Below are 11,554 nucleotides of genomic sequence, written 5' to 3'. Positions count from 1 at the left end.
CCTCTATCTCTCAGACCAGGAAGGTGCCCATCACTGGCTAAGCGTGTTGACCGACCTTAATAATCGAGGTGTTAAAGACATCCTGATTGCCTGCGTGGATGGCCTCAAAGGCTTCCCTGAAGCCATTAAAACCATCTATCCGAACACAGAGATCCAACATTGTATCATTCACCAGATCCGTAACTCACTCAAATACGTGGCATCCAAAAACCAAAAGGCTTTCATGGCGGATCTAAAATGCGTTTATAAGGCTGCAACCCTGAATGCTGCTGAAATCGCGCTGGACGAACTGGAGGCCAAGTGGGGTGAAAAATACCCTTTGGTCATCAAATCATGACGCTGTAAATGGCCGACACTCAGCGCTTACTTCAAGTACCCGGATTACGTAAGAACGCCTATCTACACGACAAATGCCGTGGAGGCTGTGCATCGCCAGTTCCGAAAGCTGACCAAAACCAAGGGCGGTTTTGCCAATGAAAACAGCTTACTAAAGCTACTCTATGCCGGTATACTTAAAGCTCAAGAGCGCTGGACGCATCCTATCCAGAACTGGAATCTCACGCTATCACAGATGGCCATCCACTTTCCAGGGCGCTTGGATGACTACATCGAGCTTTGAGCTCAGTAGGCTGACACAGAATTATGAACACCCTCCTTCTCAAGGGCTGTTACCTGGGACTCTGTGAGAATGATGCCTTCTTGCGCGACTTTAGCCTCTAGTGCTTTCAGACGTTTTTTAAAGTTTTCCAAGTCATGGCGCAACCAAATTGACCGCACACCACTGGCAGAAACAAACACGCCTTGTTTTCTCAACTCATTGCTGGCTCTGACTTGCCCGTGAGCCGGAAATTCAAGCGCGTAGGTGCAAACTGCTTTTTCAGTTTCTTCATCCACACGGTTCTTCAGGTTTGGTATTCTACGCGATTTATCGATGAGTGCATCAATACCGCCTTCATCAACGAGCTCTTGATAACGATAAAATGTATCTCGCGAAACCCCCATCATTTTGCAGGCTTTAGATACGTTTCCAAGCTCTTCAGCCAGGTTGAGCAAACCAGCTTTGTGTTTAATGATTGGATTGTTAGTATGTAACATGAGAGTTACTCCTTAGTTGTTTTGAACAAAGATTCGACACCTTTATCAAAACGGGTAACTCTCAATTTTTCAAATCGAAATGTCAGGTCTGGTCGGAACTAATTCAATTTATCTTTTTTTCACCCGAGGGGTATAAAGTGGGGTATCGAGTAAGTGCGCTTGTATTGCTTCTAGTGCCTAGCGTCAGAGAAGTCGGCACACCCATGAAGAAACATGTGGTCGTATCTTCGATATGAACGACATTAAATCCGGCCCAATCTAATTGCTTCCTGTCACAGTCCAATCAGTGATGAGTGCAAAGCGCCTACAATAACATCGCAAGCGCTTTTTTATTCGTAAATTAAGATTTATCGCTCAAACAGGTTGCGTTAGGACGTTGTGAGATCCGTCTCCATACTCCCCAGGCGTCCTCGGCGAAAGCTCTACTCGGTGCCTGCCCCCCAACAATGTACCACTCATTGCTATATTCATGGCAGTCGAGTGCATCTATAACGGTGTTACCGGGTTGGTCATATAGTTGGCTAGGATCCCAATAGCCATCTTTTACTGGTGGCGGTGGGGTATGTGGTCCTTGTTCAAACAGGCATTGTTGATCGTCAGTCATGCTAAACTTTAGTTGAGCACTTAATGATACATAGCTTTCATCAGTACTCGCTTTGAGTTTTGCAAGTGCATCATTCGCTTCATGTATACAGTTTAATGTTCCATCACTGATATTAAACTGTGTGAATTGGCCTTTGATATCAACAGCAATTTTATTTTTTGACAAGACAAATTCATTCACATCGGATTGGCCAGCTTCATTGTTGGCGACAACGAGTACAGTTTTTTGTGTTTCATTGTAAAGATAGAACTGTTTTTTACCCTGTTCATCGTACGGGCCGCCTTCGCCTAACTCGTAAATTGGGAGGCTAATAATAATATGTTCTAAGATTTTACCGAATTGGCTTTGATATGAGATTAAGCTATTCGTACTAATGTCATCAAAAACGGCTTTAGCAGCAGACTTAGCTTTATCTATATTCTTTTGTGAGTAAAAGCCATAATTTTGCAATAGCTCTAAGTAGTTGTTTATATCATTCCAACTTAGTTGTGTGTCATAGTTGCTTCCTTGGCGCGCGGCTTGAGAAAGTGTGTTAGTTACATCAGGGATCTGTCTAATATAGCGGGCACCGAAGTCATTTTGCTTGTGGAAACATGTCCAATCGTCTTCTAAATCTTGTTCAATTTCCACGCAGTGACCAAAAACTTCTTGTGAGCGTAGTACCTGATCTTTTGCAGCATAAGGCCCTCGGTTGTACATAAAAGACATCAGCATAGATAGTGCGTCAGGATCTTTAGATTGTTGTAAAAAAAGATGCATTGAATCTTGAGAGGAATCAGAACCTTGGTTCCAAGGTAATGAGCCACTTACTATTGCTAATGCAGAGCCGTTATAAAAACCACTACTCAAAGATGAACCGAGTATATTGCGAGCCGGTCCCGTATGTGAGCTCAATACCGTTTTTGGATCAAGGTTTTTAAATGGAATAGGGAACCCCCCTCCAACAACGCCCTGCAATTCTGACCAAGCGCTGCCAGGGTATTCGATTTGTAGTACGCCATCATCTTCTTCAACGCCACCAGGCAGGTCCTTACCAAGAGAGCTTTCTTGTAGACCTTTTGATACAAAGTAGTTTGGATTCATCTGTCGTTCGAAATAGTCACCGAATAGTTCACCTGTCGCGAATGGTCGGGATAAATCAAACGTACCGTTGGGGCTCTTTTTTAAGCCGTACTGCATTTGTACACGGCTCGACGCACTGGCATGGGCAAAAGCCAATGCCCACAGCTTGTGTTCGGTGATAGTATTTGAGGATGGAGTACCTCGTAGGCTTAGGTTTATCTCGTTTGGAAACTCAGCATACCAATCAATGTGGTAAAACTGGCCAGGTTTATTACAACCTTCTCGATCAATATCATATCCTCCGTCAGGAGTTTCGATGATCTCACAGTGGTAATTCACGGTTATCCTGTCGGCGAGCAAAATGCGGTAATCCACATTGCCATTATGAGTGGGCAATAGTTGGCGATATTGAGCCAAGTCAATTGTTTTTATTGCTGATACTTGAGTGCTCATGCTGAGCAACAGCGCACTATAAATAGAGTGAAGATGTACTTTTTGCATATGTTAGTTTCTCATGTTGTATCGAAATCGTTTGATTTGACATCGCTGTCAAAGTATAAAGTATACAATTTTGATCAAAAAACATACTGTGTAAAGGTTTTCAGTTCATTTTTTATTGCAAAGTGAATTAGATTTGCTTGTAAGGTAAGCGAATATCAATCGCTTAGGTTCCATTTGCGTTGATTGCGACTGTGAGTGAAATATTTCAGTTTTTTTGATTATGTTCCAAATAGACAAGCACTATCTCAGTTAGCGATCCACTTCGAAGGGCGCCTTGCTAGCGCACTGGATCTGTGATTTAAATTAGCTTAGCTGACACAGAATATTGAACGGCCTATTGAAAAGGAAGTATGATGACAATAACATTTACATTAGTCATGGCAATGTGTGCTTTTAGTTTAGCCATGTCTATCTCACCTGGACCAGTTAATATGGTTATTGTTTCTTCAGGAATTAACCATGGGGTCAGAAGAACAATGCCTTTTGTATCTGGTGCAACAATTGGTTTCACTATGCTATTGGCATTCATTGGTTTTGGATTTATTCAGATCCTTGAGCGTTTCCCTCTTTTTCTTAACTATCTGACATTTGCAGGTGCAGCTTTTATCATTTATCTAGGGATCAAAGTAGCCAGGTCTGGAGGAAGTCTTTCTGTATCTGAAGAAGAGAAAATGGCCACTTTTTGGGAAGGCTTTGCTCTGCAATGGTTAAACCCAAAGGCTTGGATAGCGTGTGTTTCCGGCGTTTCGTTGTTTAGTAGCGTTGAAAGTCATGCTGTCTTTTCCACATTTGTTTTATGTTACTTCATCATCTGTTATGCATCACTGGCATTTTGGGCAATACTCGGTGATCAAGCTACACTCTTTTTAAACAATAGTAATCGCCTGAGAATTTTTAATATGTGCATGGGGTCGCTGTTAATTGGTACGGCGCTTTATCTAGGGTACTCTCAACTTTTTGCTAATTGATAGGATTATCCCTGAAGCCTTTCTATGAGTTGATATTGTTTATACGTGTCAACTCATTCGTGAAATGCACATGTAATTTGTTTGGACTTTAAGTCTCCACTCCCAAAAACCCTTAATTTCTTGATCTTTGCAGGTCTGATTAATTTTACGGCCCTGATTTTTCCATTTTTCAGCGCCAGCAGGTTATTCCGAGGCGACTGAACAGCGGTTTTGCGGCGCAATTACAGATCAATGTTATCATGTAACCTTACCCAGCCTCTTTCATAACCCTATGCACTTTTAAAGCTTTTATCACTCTTTGAACTGTCAGTTGGCAATGAAGGTGAGCAAGGCGGGAAGTCTTCGAAGGGGCTCTTACAAGAGGTTATTGCGAATAGATTGAGTGATTCAATATGGCTATTAAGTGGGGAAGCAATACGCTGGCTTCCCCGATGATGGTGATAAGTTGGATGCCATATTTAACAAGGTGCTTGTCAGATCAGTAAGTTTTTCTATGTGCGAAGCCTGCTCCAGGGTTAGGCGGTTGGCACTGGAGACAATGCTGATCCTGAATGTGCGATATTTCTGTTTAATTAGGTGTAAATCGATTTAATAAAAATGATGAGGATATAAATAAATTTATATCTGGATGAGAAAGGAAAATTGGTATGTTTATTTCTCATCTAAATGGTTCATAAACTCATCTGGGGTTACGGCTATCGTGCGAATGTCAGAGCTGCTTGATTATTTTGATAAGTGTTTATTAGTGTGATTTATCCCGCTGTCAAAAACCTGAAATAAAATGTCGGTTGACGGCTTTATGTTGTTTTCTATAATCAATGTCGAAAACCCTCACTGATGGAGGGGAATAAAATCAATAAGGATGAATATGTCTTTTTTTAAAAAAGCACTTGGCGCTGTCGGTATTGGCGCAGCAAAAGTAGACACACTATTAGATTTTCATCAGGTTGCACCCGGTGAAGAAATTTCCGGCACAGTCAAGATTAATGGGGGTAAAGTCGCTCAGGAGATCAATAAAATTGATCTCAAGGTGATGTGTACTTACACCGTTGAAAGAGAAAACAGTGAAGGCGAGTCTGAAACTGTCACTAAGCAGTACGCGTTAGCTAAGTTTCGGATTAATGAACGTTTTACGATTGAGCCCGGTGACGAGAAGCATATTCCCTTTGCATTCGATTTAGATTTGGAAACTCCGATCACGGTGGGTGAGTCTCAAACCTGGATTGCAACCAATCTGGATATCGACATGGCGTTAGATAAATCTGATCGCGACTACATTCGGGTGGTACCAACTGAGTTGCAGCAGGCTGTGATTGATGCAATGGAAGAGCTGGGCTTTAAGCTGTACGAATCAGATTGTGAAGGGATAGAAGAAGCGTCTTTTTCGCGCCTGCCATTTGTCCAGGAATTGGAGTTTAAAACCATTGCCGGCGAATTTCATGGTCGTTTTGATGAGGTCGAACTGGTATTTTTCAACCGAGGTAGTCAGCTAGAAGTGATATTTGAGATTGACCGTAAGGCCCGTGGTCTGCGCGGCTTTTTTGCCGAAGCACTCGATCTGGATGAGTCAAAAGCTCGTCTAGTGGTCGATGAAGATAACCTTGAAGACCTGGAAGATCTGATCTACGACCTCCTTGAAGACAACTGCTAACGTCTTTTCAACTCGATAGTCAGCCGTATGGTACATGGCAGTATTGCGGCTGATTTGAAAGCAACAAGCTGATATTTATAGGGAATATAATGAAAATACGCTCTCTTCAGGCTGCTATTCCAGCCTTTCTACTACTTACTGCCTGTGGCAGTGAAACACAACAGACGGAGTTGCCTCAATGCGATGATGAGGATGTGATGGAGCTTGTCCATGATACCGTCAAAGAGGAAGCAAAATCTCAGTTGTTCGATATGATGCTGGCACAAGCCGGCAAATCGGGTCAAATCACTTACGAGCGAGCTGTTGAAGTGAAAGGGCGCTCAGCAGACTTGGCAACCGTGCTGGATGCCGTAGATGATGCGATTGAACAACAAGATATGAGGTATTCTGAGATTACGCAGTCTTCTGAGGACGCAGGGTTGCAAAAGATATGGTGTAGCGCCAGCATGTTGAGCCAGGGAGGTCAAAAGCCTGCGATCATCAATTACACTGCGCTGTATGAAGGAGATGATGTGGAGGTTCTGGTTACCTTTTAGGCGCACTTAGTGTTGTCGGGGTAGGCAGCTTCTGTCTGCCCAATTGTTTTGTCAGCGACTTTATTGGGCTTTATACTTATTAAATGAATCTTTACATCTGGTATACTGTATTTATACAATTTATTATGCCTCCTTCAATTAATTATTCTGGTTGTGGTGCTCAATATATCGTGATTTCTGTGTTCCTAAGTTGAGCAATAAAATTTAATGCCCGTGCCAGATATTGGTGCTTGGTTATCCATCGCAATTATGTAGAATAGAAATCCTGAATTCGTATCAAGGTAGATCAGGTGACAATGAATGTCCGATTTTAAAGTTTGGAAACTGATAAGTCTGCTCTGTGTCATGGTGTTAATGCTGGGGTGTGAATCGAAAGAAGAACGCATACAGCAGACAATTACCCACACGCAGCAGGATGCCTCCCGAGCCATTAATGCATTGGGAGATGCCCTGGATAAAAACCAGGTGCGTAATGCAAACCTTTTAACTGAGTACGCTAACGTACTGAGCCAACAAAGCCCGCAATTGAGCAACATTGCTCAGCTGGTCGCGCAGGATGCAACCAGCAATGGTCCGTTATATCAGAGTCTACTGAGTCGCTATCAGGCATTGAAATCGCCTCAGTCGGGTATGAGCAGTGATGACATCATTGAACAGGCTGTGTTGCTCAAAGAGGCAGCCTCTGTGAGTTTATTCAATGACGCTTTGACCGACCCCATCAATGTGTTGGCCGACATGTCTAACGGCACGCTGGCCCGGGTTGGGGCGGTCAGCCAGTCAGCTGAGCAGGCGGCCAATAATGGTCAACCTGCACTCGGTAACCAGCTGGTTGGCAATGCCAACTACGGTGAATGGCAAACCAACTCCAATGGCACCAGTTTCTGGATGTGGTATGGCATGTACCGGATGCTGGGGGATCTGGTTGGGGACATCGAATATGGCAGCTGGAGCAAGCGCCGCAAATATAGCTATTACAGCGATTATGGACGCAAACGTTACACCAGCTATCAGGGCTATAAGCGCCAGAATACCATTGAGCAGCGCACCCGGCAGTCTTACCAGCGTCAGGGCCGGCAATTTACCAGTCCGTATGCAAAAAGGAAGGCGGGCGCGTCTGGCTTAAGCCGGGCCAGTCATACCCCATCATCAATATCGCGAAGCAGCTACTCTAGAGCTAAATCGAGCTCGGGCTCAATTCGCAATAGTTCAAATCGGACCTCTCGCGGCGTGAGCCGGGGCAAGTAGCGCATCAGATAGTGGAGTTTACACATGTATCAATTTAACGGATTAACCGTCTGGACATTACAGGCACTTCTCATCGATATGGCGGTCATCATTGCCCTGTTTGTGAGCTTAAAATATATCAAAGGGTGGGTGTCTAACCTGCACGCCAATGACGAAATTACCGAAAGAGACAACTTTGCCTTTGGCCTGAGCTTTGCCGGTGGCCTGACCGGCCTGGCCATTGTACTGACCGGGATCACCAGTGGTGCTTTTGCGAGTACGCTGACTCAGGAAGCACTGCAAATGGCGGGCTATGGTGTGGTGGGCATTGTACTGATCAAGCTGGGCCATTTTTTCCAGGACAAAGTCGCGCTGCGCAAAGTTGACCTGCACAGCGAAATCATCAAGGGCAACATTACCTCGGCATTAATTGACTTTGGCCATGTGGTCAGTGTTGCGATTGTGATCCGCTCGGCATTACTCTGGGTGCTGACCGAGGGCTGGTATGGCCTGCCGATTGTTGCCATCGCCTTTATTATTGGCAATATCTGTATGTTGCTGGTGAGTCAGTACCGGGTACAGCTGTTCAAACGGACCAACCGTAACGGCGACTGTCTGCAGCAGGCTATTTTAGATAATAATGTGGCTGTGGGTATTCGTTATGCCGGATTCCTGATTGGCGCAGCACTGGCCCTGACTGCGGCTTCTGGTCTGGCTCCTTATGTGGCAGACAACATGGCCAGCAGTTTAATCTACTGGAGTGTGGCGGCGCTGGGCAGCATCGTTTTGTTCGCGTTGTTACACCTGGTGATGATCAAGGTTATTCTGGCTGGTACCGACATTTCTGATGAGGTCAATCGACAGAAAAACATTGGTGTGGCGACCATTTCTGCGGCGGTGTCGTTTGCCGTGGGCGTGACGATGGCAACCCTGTTAGGTGCATAATTCTTGAGTGTGTCTGTTCCCCCCAATCAGCCAAAAGTGACCGGCGGCTTATCGCTGCTGGGTCACGATGTTTTACTGATCGGCGTGATGGCCATTCTGGCTGGCTGCGGCCTGATCTACGAGTATTTACTTTCTCACTATGCCGGGCGAGTGCTTGGCTCGGTAGAAAGCGCCATTTATGCCATGATAGGCACTATGATAGTGGCCATGGGAATCGGCGCGTTTCTGGCGCGCTGGTTTAAGGATCCCTTTACGGCCTTTGCCTGGCTGGAAAGCGTGATTGCGTTGCTGGGTATGAGCAGTATATTAATCATTGCCAGTATCATTGCGCTAACCTACACCTTACCACACACTTTATCAAGTCATTACAATCTGCCCCCAGACAGCCTGCTCGATGGCATGCCGTTTCAGCAGCTACAGGATTTCGCCCGGTTTCTGCCCTATATATTCGGGCTTATTTTGGGGATCCTGATTGGCATGGAGATCCCCCTAATTGCCCGTATTCGCCAGCAGGTGTATGGCCGCTTTCTGGAGAATAACGCCGGCACCATTTATGGTGCTGACTACATTGGCGCCGGTGTCGGGGCGGCTATCTGGGTGATGATCATGCTGGCTTTGCCGATTATGCAGGCCGCAGCCTGGACGGCTTTGTTCAATATCGTTGCCGGGCTGATCTTCTTATGGCGCTATTTTAACTATGTGCGCTTTGCCAAACTCCTGCTGGTCTGTCACATCCTGTTGCTGGGTATCTTTGCCATCATATTGCTGCACGGCAGTGGCTGGATGAAAGACCTTAGCAATGTGCTCTACAAAGACAAGGTCATTTATTCTGAATCGACCAAGTACCAGCATGTGGTGATCACCGAGCGGCTCAGCCGCACGCAGGCGGCGCCCATTCACGATTTGTTCTTAAATGGCCGCTTACAGTTCTCATCGGCGGATGAGCAAATCTACCACACTATGCTGGTGTATCCGCCTATGCTGGCATCAAACCGGCACGATAGGGTGCTGATCATTGGTGGCGGAGATGGGCTGGCATTGCGCGACGTGCTTAAGTGGCCGGTGCAAAGCGCTACTTTGATTGACCTGGACGGCCAGTTGTTGTCGCTGTTTGGTTTGCAGGGGCAAGGGTTTGAGGCGCGCCCTGAGATCACAACTAAGCTAGTGCAGCTGAATCACAACGCGCTGAACGACCCAAGGGCAGAGGTGATCGTTGCAGATGCCTTTTTAGAAGTTGAGCGCATGCTGGACCGTGGTCTGCAATTCGATACCATCATCATTGACCTGCCTGATCCTAACCACCCGGATCTGAATAAGTTGTATAGTGATTATTTTTATAATCATGTCAGGCAATTACTGGCACCAGATGGGGCGCTGGCTATCCAGTCAACCTCGCCCTATCATGCCAAAAAGGCCTTTATAAGCATTGCAAAAACCGTAAAGCAGGCGGGCTTTACCCATGTTGAGCAGTATCAGCAAAATATTCCATCTTTCGGTCAGTGGGGATGGACCATAGCGACTCGTACCGGTCAACCTGCCAGCGCCAGAATTACATCCGTTGAGGGGCTGCCGGTGGCGAGTAACTGGGTCAGTAAAAACTATTTACTGTCTTCTTTTGTCTTTCCTAATCGCTTTTTTGACAAGAATAAAGAGATTGAAGTCAACCGGTTAGGCTCAGGTGTACTGTACGATTATTACCGCCAGGCATGGCAAACCGAAGATGAACTGTATAAAAATTAACGCAACAGTGTTGACATATTATGTCGCACATGCAAATCTTAACTCAGACATAATATGTCAAAACCAAAAGGTAAAGAAAGATGGAATTAAATGAGTTATCAATCAAATTGGCATCGTTTGAAACAGAAGGTGCTAACTTCGAATCCTTTCTGATCTCCAATGAGGGCGAGCAGGATGTATTGCAAGTGATTGTAGAGGGAAATGACGAATTACCGATCTTTGTAACTCAGACAGAAGAGCAACTGGTGTGTATCAGTTATCTGTTCAACGAGAACGAAGTGAAGCCTGAGTTACTGAATGAGTTAAACGAAGCACTGTTAAAACTCAATGTGCCGATCCCGTTGAGTGCGTTTGCTAAAATTGATGAACAGTACGCTATTTTTGGCGCGCTGGCTGTTTCCTCCTCCATCGATGAGATAACGCACGAACTGGTCACGCTGGCAGACAATGCCATCGAAGCACTGGATGCTGTGACTGTGTACTTAAAAGATTAATAGTGGAGAAGTGAAATGAGTATTCTAAAGAAGTTATTTACTGCTGTGCGTGGCGGTGCCCGTGAAGTGGGCGAGTCGATTGTTGATGCCAATGGCATCCGTATTTTTGAGCAGGAAATTGCCGACGCGAAAAATGCCCTGGCGAAAGCCAAAAAGAGCCTCACTGAAGTGATGGCGAAAGAAATGCAGACCAAGCGCAAACTGGCCGCGCTGGACGAGAGCATTGCCGAGCACGAAGAATATGCAGGTCAGGCACTGCAACAGGGCAACGAAGCGCTGGCGGTCGAAATTGCCGAAAAAATTGGTGAGTTTGAAACTGAGAAAGAAGAGCATCAGCAAGTGCTGGATGGTTTTACTAAGCATGTTATTTTACTTAAACAACAAGTCAAAGATGCAGAAAAGTCGATCAAAGAAAACCAGCGTCAACTGACTATGGTAAAAACGACCGAAAGCGTACAGAAGGCCACGATGGCGGTCAACAGTACTCTGAACACCAATGAATCATCCATGGTGAATGCACGTCAGTCTCTTGAGCGCATTAAGCAGCGTCAGCTGGACCGGCAGGACCAACTGGCTGCCGCCAAAGAGTTGGAAGCTGCGGCAACGGGTGCTGATCTGAAAGCCAAAATGGCTGAAGCAGGTATTGGTACAACGCAAAAGAGCAATGATATTCTGGACCGCATTAAGGCAAAGCAAGCAAAATAATGTGGCTTGACTGAAAAAAGGAGGCCTGG

9 protein-coding genes and 2 pseudogenes are annotated in these 11,554 nt (G+C 45.5%); 9 read left to right on the top strand and 2 right to left on the bottom strand.

Annotation, left to right across the window (positions count from 1 at the left end; all coding sequences use genetic code 11):
- Positions 1 to 619 (top strand): annotated as a pseudogene (locus MHN33_RS22325) (IS256 family transposase); the annotation flags it as partial.
- A gap of 32 nt (positions 620 to 651) precedes the next feature.
- Here MHN33_RS22325 and MHN33_RS22320 read toward each other — a convergent pair.
- Together MHN33_RS22320 and MHN33_RS22315 are read right to left on the bottom strand one after the other, a co-directional pair.
- Positions 652 to 1,095: pseudogene (locus tag MHN33_RS22320) on the bottom strand (helix-turn-helix domain-containing protein); the annotation flags it as partial.
- A 340-nt stretch (positions 1,096 to 1,435) separates the two neighbouring features.
- Entirely contained in the window at positions 1,436 to 3,262 is a 1,827-nt protein-coding gene (locus MHN33_RS22315; RefSeq protein WP_239401504.1) for a hypothetical protein, read from the bottom strand.
- A 350-nt stretch (positions 3,263 to 3,612) separates the two neighbouring features.
- Here MHN33_RS22315 and MHN33_RS22310 point away from each other — a divergent pair, with 350 nt between their 5' ends.
- From MHN33_RS22310 to MHN33_RS22275, 8 genes are all read left to right on the top strand, one after another.
- Positions 3,613 to 4,230 carry a LysE family translocator gene (locus MHN33_RS22310; RefSeq protein ID WP_239401502.1) on the top strand — a complete coding sequence of 206 codons (618 nt, stop codon included), beginning with the start codon at positions 3,613 to 3,615 and terminating at the stop codon, positions 4,228 to 4,230.
- Positions 4,231 to 5,098: 868 nt separating this feature from the next.
- Positions 5,099 to 5,881 (top strand): sporulation protein, encoded by a 783-nt coding sequence (locus tag MHN33_RS22305; protein WP_239401500.1) that lies wholly within the window; start codon positions 5,099 to 5,101, stop codon positions 5,879 to 5,881.
- A gap of 89 nt (positions 5,882 to 5,970) precedes the next feature.
- Positions 5,971 to 6,417, top strand: coding sequence for a hypothetical protein (locus MHN33_RS22300; RefSeq protein WP_239401498.1), 447 nt, complete (start codon positions 5,971 to 5,973; stop codon positions 6,415 to 6,417).
- 300 nt (positions 6,418 to 6,717) lie between these two features.
- Positions 6,718 to 7,662, top strand: a complete 945-nt coding sequence (locus tag MHN33_RS22295; RefSeq protein ID WP_239401496.1) for a CHAD domain-containing protein — start codon at positions 6,718 to 6,720, stop codon at positions 7,660 to 7,662.
- Positions 7,663 to 7,686: 24 nt separating this feature from the next.
- Complete coding sequence (locus MHN33_RS22290) at positions 7,687 to 8,586, top strand: DUF350 domain-containing protein (protein WP_239401494.1); 900 nt, start codon at positions 7,687 to 7,689, stop codon at positions 8,584 to 8,586.
- 9 nt (positions 8,587 to 8,595) lie between these two features.
- Positions 8,596 to 10,326 (top strand): polyamine aminopropyltransferase, encoded by a 1,731-nt coding sequence (locus MHN33_RS22285; RefSeq protein WP_343224853.1) that lies wholly within the window; start codon positions 8,596 to 8,598, stop codon positions 10,324 to 10,326.
- Positions 10,327 to 10,406: 80 nt separating this feature from the next.
- Entirely contained in the window at positions 10,407 to 10,820 is a 414-nt protein-coding gene (locus tag MHN33_RS22280) for a DUF2170 family protein (RefSeq protein WP_046004856.1), read from the top strand.
- A gap of 15 nt (positions 10,821 to 10,835) precedes the next feature.
- Positions 10,836 to 11,525, top strand: coding sequence for a PspA/IM30 family protein (locus MHN33_RS22275; protein ID WP_239401492.1), 690 nt, complete (start codon positions 10,836 to 10,838; stop codon positions 11,523 to 11,525).
- Positions 11,526 to 11,554: the final 29 nt, after the last annotated feature.

It is taken from the genome of Pseudoalteromonas sp. OOF1S-7 (assembly GCF_022347765.1).
In the GTDB taxonomy this organism is placed as follows: domain Bacteria; phylum Pseudomonadota; class Gammaproteobacteria; order Enterobacterales; family Alteromonadaceae; genus Pseudoalteromonas.
The sequence above is the reverse complement of the archived record's forward strand: the minus strand, read 5'-3'. Positions and strand labels throughout refer to the sequence as shown.

Bases quoted from the DNA above. Each gene is read 5' to 3' on its own strand.
- MHN33_RS22305 (WP_239401500.1), top strand. From the start codon at position 5,099: ATGTCTTTTTTTAAAAAAGCACTTGGCGCTGTCGGTATTGGCGCAGCA.
- MHN33_RS22275 (WP_239401492.1), top strand. From the start codon at position 10,836: ATGAGTATTCTAAAGAAGTTATTTACTGCTGTGCGTGGCGGTGCCCGT.
- MHN33_RS22280 (WP_046004856.1), top strand. From the start codon at position 10,407: ATGGAATTAAATGAGTTATCAATCAAATTGGCATCGTTTGAAACAGAA.
- MHN33_RS22315 (WP_239401504.1), bottom strand. From the start codon at position 3,262: ATGCAAAAAGTACATCTTCACTCTATTTATAGTGCGCTGTTGCTCAGC.
- MHN33_RS22310 (WP_239401502.1), top strand. From the start codon at position 3,613: ATGATGACAATAACATTTACATTAGTCATGGCAATGTGTGCTTTTAGT.
- MHN33_RS22300 (WP_239401498.1), top strand. From the start codon at position 5,971: ATGAAAATACGCTCTCTTCAGGCTGCTATTCCAGCCTTTCTACTACTT.
- MHN33_RS22290 (WP_239401494.1), top strand. From the start codon at position 7,687: ATGTATCAATTTAACGGATTAACCGTCTGGACATTACAGGCACTTCTC.
- MHN33_RS22295 (WP_239401496.1), top strand. From the start codon at position 6,718: ATGTCCGATTTTAAAGTTTGGAAACTGATAAGTCTGCTCTGTGTCATG.